Source organism: Janthinobacterium sp. GMG1 (genome assembly GCF_034427795.1).
Taxonomy (GTDB): Bacteria; Pseudomonadota; Gammaproteobacteria; order Burkholderiales; family Burkholderiaceae_D; genus Janthinobacterium.
The window spans coordinates 847,568-861,605 of record NZ_JAXQNT010000001.1 but is presented as its reverse complement, the minus strand read 5'-3'; the positions used below and the strand labels follow the sequence as shown (position 1 = coordinate 861,605).

Here is a 14,038-nt window from a genome sequence, read left to right as displayed (position 1 = left end):
AGATACATCCCGAAACTCAGGAGAATTGAACATGGCAGCTAAAGAAGTAGTATTCGGCGACGCAGCGCGCGCCAAGATGGTCGAAGGCGTCAATATCCTCGCCAACGCAGTCAAAGTCACCTTGGGCCCGAAAGGCCGCAACGTGGTTCTGGAGCGCTCGTTCGGCGCCCCTACCGTCACCAAGGATGGTGTATCGGTAGCGAAAGAAGTTGAACTCAAAGACAAGCTCATGAACATGGGCGCGCAAATGGTCAAGGAAGTTGCTTCCCGCACCAGCGACAACGCCGGCGACGGCACCACCACCGCGACCGTGCTGGCACAAGCCATCGTGCGCGAAGGCATGAAGTTCGTTGCCGCCGGCATGAACCCGATGGACCTGAAGCGCGGTATCGACAAAGCTGTTGCAGCGACCGTCGAAGAACTGGCGAAAATCGCCCGTCCTTGCACCACGACCAAGGAAATCGCCCAGGTTGGCGCGATCTCGGCGAACTCGGACTACTCGATCGGCGAGCGTATCGCTGAAGCGATGGAAAAAGTCGGCAAAGAAGGCGTGATCACCGTTGAAGACGGCAAGTCGCTGAACGACGAGCTGGACATTGTTGAAGGCATGCAGTTCGACCGCGGCTACCTGTCGCCATACTTCATCAACAACCCAGAGAAACAAGTTGCCGTACTGGACAGCCCATTCGTCCTGCTGTGCGACAAGAAAATCTCGAACATCCGTGACCTGCTGCCGGTACTGGAACAAGTCGCAAAAGCTGGCCGTCCACTGCTGATCATCGCAGAAGACATCGAAGGCGAAGCACTGGCAACCCTGGTTGTGAACAACATCCGCGGCATCCTGAAAACTTGCGCAGTGAAAGCCCCTGGCTTCGGCGACCGCCGCAAAGCCATGCTGGAAGACATCGCTGTCCTGACCGGCGGCCAAGTGATCGCTGAAGAAGTCGGCCTGACCCTGGAAAAAGTGACCCTGGCCGAACTGGGCCAAGCGAAACGCATCGAAGTGGGCAAGGAAAACACCATCGTTATCGATGGCGCCGGCGAAGCTGCCTCGATCGAAGCACGCGTAAAACAAGTGCGTGTACAGATCGAAGAAGCGACCTCGGACTACGACCGTGAAAAACTGCAAGAGCGCGTAGCCAAACTGGCTGGCGGCGTTGCCGTGATCAAGGTTGGCGCAGCCACCGAAGTCGAAATGAAAGAGAAAAAAGCCCGCGTTGAAGATGCACTGCACGCTACCCGCGCTGCCGTGGAAGAAGGCATCGTGCCAGGCGGCGGCGTAGCCCTGCTGCGCGCACGCGCCAACATCACGGTCAAGGGCGACAATCCTGATCAAGACGCTGGTATCAAGATTGTTCTGCGCGCAATGGAAGAGCCACTGCGCATGATCGTGCAAAACGCTGGCGAAGAAGCTTCGGTCGTCGTGGCAGCCGTACTGGCTGGTTCGGGCAACTACGGCTACAACGCTGCCAACGGCACGTATGGCGACATGGTTGAAATGGGCGTTCTGGACCCAGCCAAAGTGACCCGTTCGGCGCTGCAAAACGCCGCTTCGATCGCTTCGCTGATGCTGACAACCGACTGCATGGTCTGCGAAATCGCTGACGACAAAGCAGGCGGCGGCATGGGCGGCGGCATGGGTGGTATGGGCGGCATGGGCGGCATGGACGGCATGATGTAATGTCCGGCATCCCCGCGCGCAGGCGACGGCGCGCAGGGATGCATACGCCGGGGAGAAACAGCAGACCAAAAGCTGCCTGTTCTTCCCCGGCAGCCCCGAAAAGCTATCTTCTACGGAAGGTAGCTTTTTTTTCGCCTGTTGGCCTGTTGATTTGGCAAGCCCCGCGATTGCCGGCCTGTGCATTTTGCTTTAGCATGGCCGCCATCATCCCTCTTTCTCACACCCACCATCATGCCGCCACGCGCCTCCTCTTCCAAAACCACCATCATCGCCGGCATCCTGGCCGGCTTGCTGGCCGCCGGGCTAGTCGCTTTCTACCTGCACCAGCAGTCCGCGCCGCACGAGGGCAATGCCCCGGCCGCGAGCAGCAACACGGCGGCGCCAGAGCAGAACGCGCGCGCCGTCGATGCCTTGCTGGCTTTGCCGGAAATCAAGGCCTGGTCGGCGCATATCGAAAAGGCTTCGGGCGGCCGCGCGCACGGCGCCGTGATGGAAACGTCGCCCGAGACGCGCCTCGTCGATGGCGTCGCCAGCTACCAGCTGAGCTTTTTCGAAAGCACGCCCGATGCGGCGCACCGCTGGGAAAGCTTTGTCGTGACGCCCGACGGCAAGCGCATCCTCGTCGACGACATCGTCAGCGGCGACCTGATCAGCCTGGAACAATGGCGCAAGGACAATGCGCCCATGCAACGCGTCGCCACGCAGTAACTACGTCGGCGTTGTAGCGCAAGCTTTACTTTCTGGCATCAACGCCCGATACTCGCCCACATGCCCGCCATCACTATCCGCCCCCTCACGCCAGACGACGCCAGCGCCTACCGCGCGCTGCGCCTGGCCGGCATCGCCGAACTGCCCACCGCCTTCTGCACCACGCACGCGGCGGAAAGCGGCTTGCCGCTGGCACAGATAGCCCAGCGCTTGCACGCCACTTCCCACCAAATAATATTTGGCGCTTTCAATGAAGAACAATTGATCGCCATGGCCGGCCTGCGCCGCGAGCCGATTGCCGTCGTGCATGACAAGGCCAGTCTGTGGAGCGTGTACGTGGCGCCGCAGGCGCGCGGGTGTGGCGCGGGACGGCAACTGGTGCAGGCGGCCATTGCACACGCCTGCAGCGTGCCCGAACTGGCCCGCGTGCGCCTAGCCGTGGCGCAGGACAACCACGCCGCATTGACCCTGTACCTGGACTGCGGTTTTACCCTGGAGGACCGTCCCGCAGCGGATGGCATGCTGCAAATGCAGCTGTTGCTGCCCCGCCCGGTTCGTGCAAGTGCCAGTGCAAGTGCCGAAAGTAATGTCTTTATGAAAATCAATACCTTACAATTCCCTGCGAAATAGCGGACAGGCCGTTTTTTCTGTTGCAAGCAAACGCGGCAGGCCTTAGCATCGCGGCTTACAAAAAAAACTTGGGGGAGAGCCAATGTCATCGGCCGAGACACAAACCGCCACGGGCAAAATGCCGCGGCAAATACCGTACATCATCGCCAACGAAGGCTGCGAACGCTTCAGCTTTTATGGCATGCGCAACATCCTGACGCCATTCCTCATCAGCACCTTGCTGCTGATGATCCCGATCGACCAGCGCACGGGCGAAGCCAAGCACGTGTTCCACACCTTCGTCATCGGCGTGTATTTCTTCCCGCTGCTGGGCGGCTGGCTGGCCGACCGTTTCTTCGGCAAGTACAACACCATCTTCTGGCTCAGCCTCGTGTATTGCGCCGGCCATGCCTGCCTGGCCCTGTTTGAAAACAGCGTCAACGGCTTCTATTTCGGCCTGTTCCTGATCGCCTTCGGTTCCGGCGGCATCAAGCCGCTGGTGGCTTCGTTTGTCGGCGACCAGTTCGACCAGACCAACAAGCACAAGGCCAAGCTGGTCTTCGACCTGTTCTACTGGATCATCAACTTCGGCTCCTTCTTCGCGTCGCTGCTGATGCCGATGTTCCTGCGCGACTACGGTCCGTCGATCGCCTTCGGCATCCCCGGCATCATGATGCTGGCCGCCACCATCGTCTTCTGGATGGGCGCCAAAAAATACGTGCATGTGCCGCCGGCGCCACCGAATCCCGATTCGTTCACCCGCGTGGCCCGCACGGCCCTGCTGGCCCGCGTCGATGGCGGTTCGCGTCCCGGCCTGTACGTGGCCTACGTCGGCGTCATCGGCGCCCTGTATGCGTTCTACAGCATTCCCGAATGGGGCTTCGTGATTGCGGCGTGTACCGCGCTGGTATTGCTGCTGGCCTTCGGCAGCATCGGCACGGCCATGCAGCTGGAACGCGCACGCGGCATCCACCCCGACGAAGCCGTCGAAGGCGTGCGTGCCGTGCTGCGCATCCTCGTCATCTTCGCCCTCGTCACGCCCTTCTTCTCGCTGTTCGACCAGAAGGCATCGACGTGGATCGTGCAAGCGAACACCATGGAAAAACCAAGCTGGTTCCTGCCGGCGCAGATGCAGGCGCTGAACCCGATGCTGGTGATGCTGCTGATCCCGTTCAACAACCTGGTGCTGTACCCGATGCTGAACCGCTTCGGCCTGGAAGCGACGGCCCTGCGCCGCATGACGGCCGGTATCGGCTTTTCCTCGCTGGCGTGGATCGTCATCGGTCTGCTGCAACTGGCCCTCGACAGCGGCAATGCCGTCTCCATCATGTGGCAGATCCTGCCATACGCCCTGCTGACGTTCGGCGAAGTGCTGGTCTCGGCGACGGGACTGGAGTTTGCCTACAGCCAGGCGCCCGTGTCGATGAAGGGCGCCATCATGAGCTTCTGGAATCTGTCGACCACGGTGGGCAACCTGTGGGTGCTGATCGTCAACCGCAGCGTCATGAACGAAGGCGTGATCGGCAAGATCGCCGAAAGCGGCATCAGCGTGACGGCCTTCCAGATGTTCTTCTTCGCCGCCTTCGCCGCCGTGGCCATGCTGGCCTTCGGCCTGTATGCGAAGCGCTACAAGATGGTGGACAACTACCGCCAGGCGGTGATCCCTGCGAAAGCATGATGCCGGTTTGATCTGCCGCAATCAAGAAGGGCGCCCTCGGGCGCCCTTTTTTACGTCGTCACCGTCGGCCCATCGCGCCCCGTGCGCTCACGGATCTGCGCCAGCTGCTGCGCCACGGCGATCAGCCCCGCCAGCGCTTCCTGGGTGGGAATATCGTGCCGGGCCGGATCGGCTTCGTAGCGCTCCAGGTACAGGCGCAGGGTGGCGCCCTCGGTGCCCGTGCCGGACAGGCGCAGCACGATGCGCGCGCCGTCCGTCATGATGATGCGGATGCCCTGCTGCGTGGCTACGGAGCCGTCGACGGGGTCCGTGTAGCTGAAGTCGTCGGCCAGCGCCACCGTGTAGCCGCCCAGCTCCTGGCCCGGCAAGGCGGCCAGCTGGCCGCGCATGGCTTCCATCAGCTGCTGCGCGCTGGCGCTGTCGATGTCTTCGTAATCGTGGCGCGAGTAATAGTTGCGGCCATATTCCGCCCAGTGCGCGCGCACGATCTCTTCCACCGATTGTTTTTTCTCTGCCAGCAGGTTAAGCCAGAACAGCACGGCCCACAGGCCATCTTTTTCGCGCACGTGGTTCGAGCCCGTGCCGTAGCTTTCTTCACCGCACAGGGTGGCCATGCCCGCGTCGAGCAGGGTGCCGAAGAACTTCCAGCCCGTCGGCGTCTCGTGGCACGGTATGCCCAGCGCGCTAGCGACCCGGTCGGCCGCGCCCGACGTGGGCATGGACCGGGCGATGCCTTTCAAACCGTCGCGGTAGCCGGGCGCCACGCTGGCGTTGGCAGCCAGGATGGCCAGGCTGTCCGAGGGCGTCACGTCGAAGCGCCGGCCGACAATCATGTTGCGGTCGCCGTCGCCGTCCGAGGCGGCGCCGAAGTCCGGGGCATCGTCGCTGGCCATGCGCGTAATCAATTCCTGCGCGTTGACGGGGTTCGGGTCCGGATGGCCGCCGCCGAAGTCTTCCAGGGGCACGCCGTTGATGACGCTGCCCTTAGGCGCGCCCAGCATGCCTTCCAGGATGGCCGTCGCATAAGGGCCGGAAACGGCGTGCATGCCGTCAAAGCAGATACGCAAGCCGCCCGCGACCAGGGCGCGGATGGCGTCGAAGTCGAACAGCTGCTGCATCAGTTCCGCGTAATCAAGCACCGGATCGATCACTTCGACCGTCATCTGCTCGATGCGCGCCACTCCCAGGGTGTCGAGGTCGATGTCGGCAGCGTCGCTGATGCGGTACTCGGTGATCGTTTGCGTGCGCGCAAACATGGCCTCGGTGACCTTTTCAGGTGCCGGGCCGCCATTGGCGATGTTGTACTTGATGCCGAAATCGCCATCGGGGCCGCCCGGATTATGGCTGGCCGACAGGATGAGGCCGCCGCTGGCGCCATGCTTGCGGATCACGCAGCTGACTGCCGGCGTCGACAAAATGCCGCCCTGCCCCAGCAGCACGCGCGCGTAGCCATGCGCGGCCGCCATGCGCAGCACCGTCTGGATGGCCGCGCGGTTGTAGTAACGCCCGTCGCCGCCCAGCACCAGGGTCTGGCCGCGGCAGTCGCCCAGCGTGTCAAAAACGCTCTGCACGAAGTTTTCCAGGTATTGCGGTGCGCTGAAGACAGCCACCTTCTTGCGCAAGCCCGAGGTGCCAGGCCGCTGGCCGGCCATCGGTGCCGTATTGATGATTTGAATAGTCATCTTGCCTCCCTATCAATTTCCGATGGTAACGCAGGCCAGGCAAGCGGCAAAGCGTTGTACGTCTGCCACGGTGCGCCAAGCCGCTTAGCACGACATCGCGGCATGCCATATAATGAGAATCATTCTCATATGCGGCATTCCTGGCTGCGGACTCATACATCGGACGCCGTGGTTGCACGCTATTACCAAGAACTGTTGAACTTTTGCTGGCGCAGCTTGCGCAACCGCGAGGCTGCGGCCGACCTGGTGCAGGAAAGCTATGCGCGCGTGCTGGGCGAGGCGGCCGTGCGCGAACCGCGCGCGCTGCTGTACCACACGGCGCGCAACCTGCTGGTCGACCAGCACCGCCGCGCCGCCGTGCGCCAGCACGAGGAACTCGACGCCCTGCCGGAGGCCGCGCATCCGGCAGGGCCCCGTCATTTGCAGCCGGAACAGGCGCTCGAAAGCAGCCAGGACTGGCAAGCCTGCGTGGCCGCCATCGACGCCTTGCCGCCCCGCTGCCGCGACGCCTTCGTGCTGCACGTCTTCGAGGAATTGCCGCACGCGCAAATCGCCGCGCGCATGGGCATTTCCGTGAGCATGGTGGAAAAACATATCGCGCGCGGCATGCTCAGTTGCCAGGCGCAGTTGCGTTCTCTGCGGGAATGCGCATAATGCCGTCCATGACCGCCCACTCGCCCCGCCATGATTTCGGCCCCTCCGCCCAGGAGCAGGCGGACTTGCGCGAGTACGCCGACTTTGCCGCCACGCAAGACGGCGTGGCATTGGCTGCCGCCACCTGGTTCAGCCGGCGCGGCAACTTCGATGCGCAGCAACAGGCCGAGTTTGCCGCCTGGCTGGCGGCCGATGCGCTGCACGCGCAAGCATATACGCAGCTGCAACAGACCCACCGCACGGCGCGCCGGATTCCCGCGCAGGTCGCCGCGCGCTGGGCCGTGCCCCAGGCAGCGCCAGCGCCATTTCTCCGCCGCCCGCTTCTGCGCTCCCTGCGCATGCTGCCGTATGCGGCGGCCGCCATGCTGCTGCTCGGCGTGGGCGCGGGCGCCTACCAGTGGTGGCAACAACCCACGTTCAGCCAGTCGTATGCCACCGCGCGCGGCCAGCGCCTGGCCGTCTCGCTACCCGACGGCAGCCAGGTGCAGCTCGATACGACCACGCAACTGCACGTCACCCTGTACCGCCAGCGGCGCGAAGTGCGCCTGGCGCACGGCGAAGCGCTGTTCCAGGTGCAATCGAAACAAGGACAAGCGTTCGACGTGCTCAGCGGCCCCTTGACAGTGACGGTGGTGGGCACGCAATTTTCCGTGCGTAACACGCTGGCGCACGACGGCCAGCTGCGCGTGGCCGTGCAGCATGGCCAGGTGCGCGTGGCGGGCGCAGGACAAGAGCTGGTCGACCTGCGGGCCGGCCAGGGCGTCAGCAGCGATGCCAGCGGCCGCCTGTCCGCCGTCGCCAGCCTGGCCCCGGGCAGCGTGGCGCCATGGCGCAACGGCAGGGTCACCTTCGACAATGTACCGCTGGGCGCGGCACTGGCCGAATTCGAGCGCTATGGCGACACGGGCTTCGTCGTGCGCGATCCCGCCGTCGCGCGCTTGCGCATCGGCGGCAGCTTCAGCCTGACCCAGCTCGACCGCTTCGCCGCCGCCTTGCCGCAACTCTTGCCCGTACAAGTCGTGCGCAGCGGCACCGTCAGCACCATCGGCATGGCGCCGAAAGCCGCTGCGCAGGCACCGGCCATGCAACTCCCAAAAAATAAATGAAAATAGTTCGCATTCGCAGGTGAGGGTTTTGCCCGCTGCCGCGTCTACCAGGTTAATCGACAATAAATTAACCTGGAGAAATGCAACATGTGGTCCCCCCGCCTCAATCTGACACCCGCCCCCTTCGCCCTGGCCGCCATGCTGGCCCTGGGCAGCATCCCCTTGGCACACGCGCAAACCTTGTCATCCGTCAAACTAGCCATCGCCGCCCAGCCTCTGGGGCAAGCCCTGAATGAGCTGGCGCGGCAAGCCAATTTGCAACTGCTGTTTGCACCGGGACTGGTGGCCGGCAAGACGGCGCCCGCCGTCAGCGGCACGCTCAGCGTGGCCGAGAGCCTGGAACGCCTGCTGGCCGGCAGCGGCCTGGCAGCTGCCATCGACGGCAACAGCGTCATCATCCGCCCAGCGCCCGCCACCACGGGCAAGGTGGCGACCCTGGCGGAAATCACCGTCAGCGCGCGCCAGGAGGCGACGACGGATACCGAGCTGACGAAGTCGTATGCGGCACAGGCAGTGAGCATCGGCAAGGGCCGGCAAAGCCTGCGCGAGATTCCCCAGTCCGTCTCCGTACTGACGCGCCAGCAACTGAACGACCAGAATTTGCTGAACCTGGACGACGCCATGCGCGGCGTGACGGGCATCACCGTCGAAGCGAGCAGCACGGGCGGCAACCACGGCAATTTTTATTCGCGCGGCCATGCGCTGGACTCGGTACAGGTCGATGGCGTAATGACGCCGGCCAGCACGGGCAACGACCTGTCGGCCGGCTTCGGCCTGGCCATCTATGACCGGGTGGAAGTGCTGCGCGGACCGGACGGCCTGTTCCAGGGCGCGGGCGACCCGGGCGGCAGCATCAACCTGGTGCGCAAGCGGGCGCGCGACACCTACACCGCCAGCGGCGTGCTCAGCGCAGGTTCCTGGGACCGCTACTATGCGGAAGCGGACGTCACGGGCCCCTTGAGCGCGGACGGCAAGGTGCGCGGCCGCCTGGTGGCCGCCTACGAACACCGGCGCTCCTTCGTCGATCATGTGTATGCGGAAAAACCGCTGCTGTACGGCACCGTTGCCGTCGATGTGGCGCCGGGCACCGTGCTGACGGGCGGCGTCACCTATCAGGAATACAAGGGCCGTCCCGCCTTCGGCCTGCCCGCCTATGAAGACGGGCGCCTGCTCGACGTGCCCCGCTCCACGTACCTGGACCCGGCCTGGAACCACATCACGGAAAAGGTTACGGAATATTTTGCCGAACTCGATCACAAACTGGACAACGGCGGCCAGTTCAAGGTGACCGCCCTGTACCGCGAACAGGACGAACCATCGCGCCATTTCGGCTGGCCCGATTGTTCGGCAGACCCTGTCACGGGCGAGAGCTGCCTGATCAGCTGGACCTACCGCAGCCACTGGAAGACGCAAGGACTCGATGCCTGGCTGGCGACGCCGTTCCAGGCGTTCGGTCGCAGCCACGACCTGATCGTGGGCGCCGACTACCGCCAGGTGCACAAGAATTTCCAGTATGGTGGCGGCGACACTGCGCCGATCAATATCTTCCACCCGGATAACAATATCGCCCGGCCCAGCTACACCTTTTCCAACGGCAACGACAACCGCACCAAGCAGTTCGGCCTGTACGCGCGCACCCGCCTGCAAGCGACGGACCGGCTCGCCGTCAACCTGGGCGGACGCCTGACGCACCGGAACAACCATACCGTCAACCGCAATGCCTATTTCAACCAGTTCACCGATGTCAGCAACACCATCAATGCGAAATTCACGCCGTACGCGGGTCTGGTCTATGAACTCGACAAGCAGGTCTCGGCCTACGGCAGCTACACGCGCATCTTCTCGCCCCAGATCACCACGGACGCTGCTGGCCAGCCCCTGAAGCCGCGCACGGGCCAGCAATTCGAGCTGGGATTGAAGGCGGAACTGTTCGACAAGAACGTCAATGCGCATGCGGCCCTGTTCCGCATGGAAGACGAAAACCGCGCCATGCCCGATCCGGCCAACCCGCTGTTTTCCATCGGTGCCGGCAAGATGCGCAACCAAGGCGTGGAAGCCGAGCTGAGCGGCAGCCCCCTGCCGGGCTGGAACATCACGAGCGGCTACTCCTACACCAGCACACGCACCCTCGAAGGCAGCGATGAGCAGAAGGCCCAGCTGTACACCTTCATCGCGCCACGCCATAATTTCAATCTGTGGACCAATTACCGGCTGGCCGGCGCGCTCGATAAAGTCAGCGTGGGCGGCGGCTTGCGCAGCGTCAGCAGCATGTACCGCCTGAACGGCCCCGTGAAATTCGAGCAGGGTCCCGTCACCACGGTGGGCTTGCAGGCTGGCTACCGCCTCAGTCCCAAGCTGGAGCTGTCGCTGACGGTGAACAACCTGTTCGACAAAAAATACTACACGCGCGTGTGGGCCGCCTATGGCTCCAACTTCTATGGCGAACCACGCAATGCCATGCTGACCCTGCGCGGCCAGCTGTAACGCCTGCGCTTGCGCGCTTGCACGGCCACCGCGTCAGTACGGTGGCCGTGCTCGTTTACAACATCGCACTCTTGCATGTCTCGCAACCTCACACTATAATAAGAATAGTTCTCATTCACACTTGGATTCCGTTCGGAGTCCGCATCCCGCATTCCCGCCCGCCATCGACCGGCCAGGACGGCGTGGCTGATGCGCAGCTGGATGACACGCTGCGCCAGCCAGGCATCCCTGCCAAGCAAGCCTTCCCGTATCAATAACGCAAAAAGGTAGTTTCATGGCGCGAGCACGTTCGCTGGCCGGCGCTGCCGCCGCCACTTTCCGGTATGTTGCACCGCTGCGACAACCACGTTTCTCACCACAAACTAAGGCATACACCATGCACCTCACTTCCATCGCGCGCCTCGGCGCCCTCGCCACAGCCCTGCTGGGCGCGGCCCTCGTTTCCGGCACGGCCAGTGCGCACCAGATCTGGCTGCAGCAGGACGGCAAGGCGGCCAGCGTGTACTTCGGCGAATTCGGCGACAACCTGCGCGAAGCATCGCCCGGCCTGCTGGACAAGTTCAGCATCAGGAACGTGACGTGGGTGTCCGCCAAGGGCGCGCAACCGCTGCAGGCGAGCAAGACGGCCGGCGCCTTCATCCTGAATGGCAAGGTGGGTGCCGGCGAAAGCATCATCGTCGAGGAAGACAACTACCCGTCGTGGGAAGAGAAGAAGGATGGCAAGGCCACGCGCACCATGTGGGTCCCGGCCGCGCGCCTGGTCGCCGACGGCAAGGCGCAGACGCCCGCGCTGACCCTGGACCTCGTGCCGACCGGCAAACCGGGCCAGTTCCAGGTCAGCTACCAGGGCAAGCCGCTGGCGCAAGCCAAGGTCAACGCCGTGGTGCAGTCGGGCTGGGGCAAGGAAGCGTGGAGCGATGCGCAAGGCCTGGTCAGCTTCCCGCTGCCATGGAAAGGCACCTATGTGCTGGAAGTGCAGCACACGGACAAGACGGCTGGTCAGCGCGGCACGCAAGCCTATGACAAGGCCATGTTCGTGACGACCCTGAGCCTGGTGCAGCCGCAAGGCATGACGCCGCTGCCGGCCGGTCCGGTCCTGCCACCGAGCAAGGATCACGACTGACCATGCCAGCGCCAGCCATCATTAAAATGCCGCGCCTGCGGCTCTCCGCCGGCGCGGTGTACCGCCTCGGCGTGGCTTCGCGCAGCGTCGCGGCCATCGTTGGCGGCTACGTGCTGGCCGCGCTGGTCACCATGCTGCTGTCGGTGAGCCTGCCCATGGCCCGCTCCGAAGCCGTCATGACGGCCACCCTGCTGTCGTTTGCCATCTATACCTGCGCCGTGATGTGGGTCTTCGCCACGCGCAGCGCCCTGCGCGCCTGGCTGGGCCTTCTGATGCCGGCCGCCGTCATCGCCGCCATCCTGCAGTGGATGGACGCACTATCCTGGAGTCTCGCATGAAAGAAGGTTTCCGCCAGTCGATGGCATGGCTGCACACCTGGTCCGGCCTGCTCGTCTGCTGGATCTTGCTGCTGGTGTTTTGCGCCGGCACGGCCAGCTACTACCGCAATGAAATCACCCTGTGGATGCAGCCCGAACTGCACGGCGCCGCCGCCAGCCAGGTGTCGACGGAAGTGGCGGCCAAGGTCGCGCAACAAGCGATGGAAGAGCGGGCCACGGGCGCCACGCGCTGGTTCATCAGCCTGCCCGGCGAGCGCAGTCCCGCTACCCAGCTGGGCTGGAGCAAGCCGGCGCAACCCGGCGAAAAGAAACGCGGACGGCGCGGCAATTTTCATAGCGAAAAAGCCGACCCGGCCACGGGCGAGGTACTATCGAAGCCGCGCGAGACGCGGGGCGGCGAATTCCTCTACCGCCTGCATTTCGACCTGCACTACATGCCGGCCATCTGGGCTCGCTGGATCGTGGGTTTCTGCGCCATGTTCATGTTCGTTTCCATCATCAGCGGCATCGTCACGCACAAGCGCATCTTCAAGGACCTGTTTACCTTCCGGCCGAAAAAAGGCCAGCGCTCGTGGCTGGACGCGCATAACGTGACGGCTGTGCTGGCCCTGCCCTACCACATCATGATCACCTACACGGGCCTCGTCACCCTGATGTTCCTGTACATGCCTTCCGGCGTCACGGCCGCCTACAAGGGCGACCAGGATGCCTTCTTTGCCGAAGCCTTCCCCGGCCGCTCGGGCGACAGCAAGCCGGCCGGCGTGGCCGCGCCGCTGACGTCGCTGGCGCCCCTCGTGCGCCAGGCGGAACAGCACTGGGGCGGCGGCAAGGTCGAGCGCATCTCCGTCAATCACCCGGGCGACGCCAACGCCACCATTTCGCTGACGCGCGCCGGTGGGCGCGACATGTCGTCGAAGCAGCCGTCGATGGAATTCGATGGCGTGTCCGGCAAGCTGTTGTCGAGCGACGGCGAGGCACAGCCCGGCGCGGCCGCCACGCAAGGCGTGATGGTTGGACTGCACGTCGCGCATTTCGGCGGCCCGCTGCTGCGCGCCCTGTTCTTCCTGTCCGGTCTGGCCGGCTGCGCCATGGTCGCCACGGGCGCCCTGCTGTGGGCCGTCAAGACGCGCCAGAAGCAAGCCAAGGCGCTGGCCGCCGGCAAGCGCGCCAGCTTCGGCCTGCGCCTGGTCGAAGCGCTCAACATCGGCGCCATCGCCGGCATTCCGATCGCCTTCGGCGCCTACTTCTGGGCCAACCGCCTGCTGTCGGTGACGATGGAAGACCGGCCAAAAGAGGAAATCGCCTGCTTCTTCGGCGCCTGGGCCCTGGCCGCCATCATCGCCCAGCTGCGCCCCTCGCGCGCCATGTGGCGCATGCAGCTGGCCGCCGGCGCCTTCCTGCTGGCGTCGCTGCCCGTGCTGAACGTCTTCACGACCAATTCGCACCTGGGCGTGACCCTGTTCCTGGGCCGCGGCCCCGTGGCGGTAGCCGCTTTCGACCTGGTGGTGCTGGTGCTGGGCCTCGGTCTTGCGTATGCGGCGTACAAATTGAAACCGCTGCCCGTGAAGGCGGCCAAGGCAGCACCGGCCAAGCCGGCAACCACGATGGAGGCCGCGTGATGGAACTGTTAGCCAATTTCCTCGTCTTCGCGCTGTGCTATGCGGGCCTGTCCTCGCTGTGCCTGGCGATGGACCGCCATTACGCCGACCTGCACGGACGCGGCGCCGAACCGCCCGCGCCGCTGCGCCGCCGCCTGCAGTGGTCCGGCTGGCTGGCGCTGGCGGCCGGCCTGGCCTGGGCCATGCACATCGCCGGCGGCGGCTACGGCCTCGTCTACTGGGTCGGCAGCCTGACGGGCTGCGGCTTGCTGCTGATCTGGCTGCTGCCGTATGCGCCGCACCAGGCCATGCGCCTGGCGCGCGTCATTGGCGTGGCATCCGTGCTGGCCGCCGTCGCGCTGGCAGTACGGTAACGA

12 protein-coding genes are annotated in these 14,038 nt (G+C 64.3%); 11 read left to right on the top strand and 1 reads right to left on the bottom strand.

The window, feature by feature from the left end:
* Positions 1-31 precede the first annotated feature (31 nt).
* From groL to SJI03_RS03875, 4 genes are all read left to right on the top strand, one after another.
* Positions 32-1,681 (top strand): chaperonin GroEL, encoded by a 1,650-nt coding sequence (groL, locus tag SJI03_RS03890; protein ID WP_034786546.1) that lies wholly within the window; start codon positions 32-34, stop codon positions 1,679-1,681.
* Positions 1,682-1,912: 231 nt separating this feature from the next.
* Positions 1,913-2,389 carry a hypothetical protein gene (locus SJI03_RS03885; protein WP_322426316.1) on the top strand — a complete coding sequence of 159 codons (477 nt, stop codon included), beginning with the start codon at positions 1,913-1,915 and terminating at the stop codon, positions 2,387-2,389.
* Positions 2,390-2,449: 60 nt separating this feature from the next.
* Entirely contained in the window at positions 2,450-3,019 is a 570-nt protein-coding gene (locus SJI03_RS03880; protein WP_322426315.1) for a GNAT family N-acetyltransferase, read from the top strand.
* Positions 3,020-3,101: 82 nt separating this feature from the next.
* Positions 3,102-4,676, top strand: coding sequence for an oligopeptide:H+ symporter (locus SJI03_RS03875; RefSeq protein WP_099378053.1), 1,575 nt, complete (start codon positions 3,102-3,104; stop codon positions 4,674-4,676).
* Positions 4,677-4,726: 50 nt separating this feature from the next.
* On the opposite strand, the gene SJI03_RS03870 is transcribed toward SJI03_RS03875, so the two are convergent.
* On the bottom strand, positions 4,727-6,358 hold the full coding sequence (locus tag SJI03_RS03870; RefSeq protein ID WP_322426314.1) for an alpha-D-glucose phosphate-specific phosphoglucomutase: 1,632 nt from the start codon (positions 6,356-6,358) through the stop codon (positions 4,727-4,729).
* A 168-nt stretch (positions 6,359-6,526) separates the two neighbouring features.
* Here SJI03_RS03870 and SJI03_RS03865 point away from each other — a divergent pair, with 168 nt between their 5' ends.
* The 7 genes from SJI03_RS03865 to SJI03_RS03835 all read left to right on the top strand — a co-directional run bounded on the left by SJI03_RS03865 (position 6,527) and on the right by SJI03_RS03835 (position 14,035).
* Positions 6,527-7,012: a sigma-70 family RNA polymerase sigma factor gene (locus SJI03_RS03865; RefSeq protein WP_199534347.1), complete on the top strand. Its 486-nt coding sequence runs from the start codon at positions 6,527-6,529 to the stop codon at positions 7,010-7,012.
* Complete coding sequence (locus tag SJI03_RS03860; RefSeq protein WP_322426313.1) at positions 7,012-8,118, top strand: FecR family protein; 1,107 nt, start codon at positions 7,012-7,014, stop codon at positions 8,116-8,118. Before SJI03_RS03865 ends, SJI03_RS03860 begins: the two co-directional genes overlap by 1 nt.
* A gap of 87 nt (positions 8,119-8,205) precedes the next feature.
* Positions 8,206-10,602 (top strand): TonB-dependent siderophore receptor, encoded by a 2,397-nt coding sequence (locus tag SJI03_RS03855; RefSeq protein ID WP_322426312.1) that lies wholly within the window; start codon positions 8,206-8,208, stop codon positions 10,600-10,602.
* Positions 10,603-10,978: 376 nt separating this feature from the next.
* Positions 10,979-11,725 carry a DUF4198 domain-containing protein gene (locus SJI03_RS03850; RefSeq protein ID WP_322426311.1) on the top strand — a complete coding sequence of 249 codons (747 nt, stop codon included), beginning with the start codon at positions 10,979-10,981 and terminating at the stop codon, positions 11,723-11,725.
* Positions 11,726-11,727: 2 nt separating this feature from the next.
* A complete protein-coding gene (locus SJI03_RS03845; RefSeq protein ID WP_099378059.1) occupies positions 11,728-12,063 on the top strand; it encodes a DUF3649 domain-containing protein in 336 nt (111 codons plus the stop codon).
* Positions 12,060-13,682 carry a PepSY-associated TM helix domain-containing protein gene (locus tag SJI03_RS03840; RefSeq protein WP_322426310.1) on the top strand — a complete coding sequence of 541 codons (1,623 nt, stop codon included), beginning with the start codon at positions 12,060-12,062 and terminating at the stop codon, positions 13,680-13,682. Before SJI03_RS03845 ends, SJI03_RS03840 begins: the two co-directional genes overlap by 4 nt.
* Entirely contained in the window at positions 13,682-14,035 is a 354-nt protein-coding gene (locus tag SJI03_RS03835) for a DUF3325 domain-containing protein (protein WP_099378061.1), read from the top strand. Before SJI03_RS03840 ends, SJI03_RS03835 begins: the two co-directional genes overlap by 1 nt.
* Positions 14,036-14,038 lie beyond the last annotated feature (3 nt).

What these genes read in the sequence shown, in the direction of transcription:
- SJI03_RS03840 (WP_322426310.1), top strand. Translation starts at nt 12,060, where the DNA reads ATGAAAGAAGGTTTCCGCCAGTCGATGGCATGGCTGCACACCTGGTCC.
- SJI03_RS03845 (WP_099378059.1), top strand. Translation starts at nt 11,728, where the DNA reads ATGCCAGCGCCAGCCATCATTAAAATGCCGCGCCTGCGGCTCTCCGCC.
- SJI03_RS03860 (WP_322426313.1), top strand. Translation starts at nt 7,012, where the DNA reads ATGCCGTCCATGACCGCCCACTCGCCCCGCCATGATTTCGGCCCCTCC.
- SJI03_RS03875 (WP_099378053.1), top strand. Translation starts at nt 3,102, where the DNA reads ATGTCATCGGCCGAGACACAAACCGCCACGGGCAAAATGCCGCGGCAA.
- SJI03_RS03870 (WP_322426314.1), bottom strand. Translation starts at nt 6,358, where the DNA reads ATGACTATTCAAATCATCAATACGGCACCGATGGCCGGCCAGCGGCCT.
- SJI03_RS03855 (WP_322426312.1), top strand. Translation starts at nt 8,206, where the DNA reads ATGTGGTCCCCCCGCCTCAATCTGACACCCGCCCCCTTCGCCCTGGCC.
- SJI03_RS03885 (WP_322426316.1), top strand. Translation starts at nt 1,913, where the DNA reads ATGCCGCCACGCGCCTCCTCTTCCAAAACCACCATCATCGCCGGCATC.
- SJI03_RS03850 (WP_322426311.1), top strand. Translation starts at nt 10,979, where the DNA reads ATGCACCTCACTTCCATCGCGCGCCTCGGCGCCCTCGCCACAGCCCTG.
- groL (WP_034786546.1), top strand. Translation starts at nt 32, where the DNA reads ATGGCAGCTAAAGAAGTAGTATTCGGCGACGCAGCGCGCGCCAAGATG.
- SJI03_RS03835 (WP_099378061.1), top strand. Translation starts at nt 13,682, where the DNA reads ATGGAACTGTTAGCCAATTTCCTCGTCTTCGCGCTGTGCTATGCGGGC.
- SJI03_RS03880 (WP_322426315.1), top strand. Translation starts at nt 2,450, where the DNA reads ATGCCCGCCATCACTATCCGCCCCCTCACGCCAGACGACGCCAGCGCC.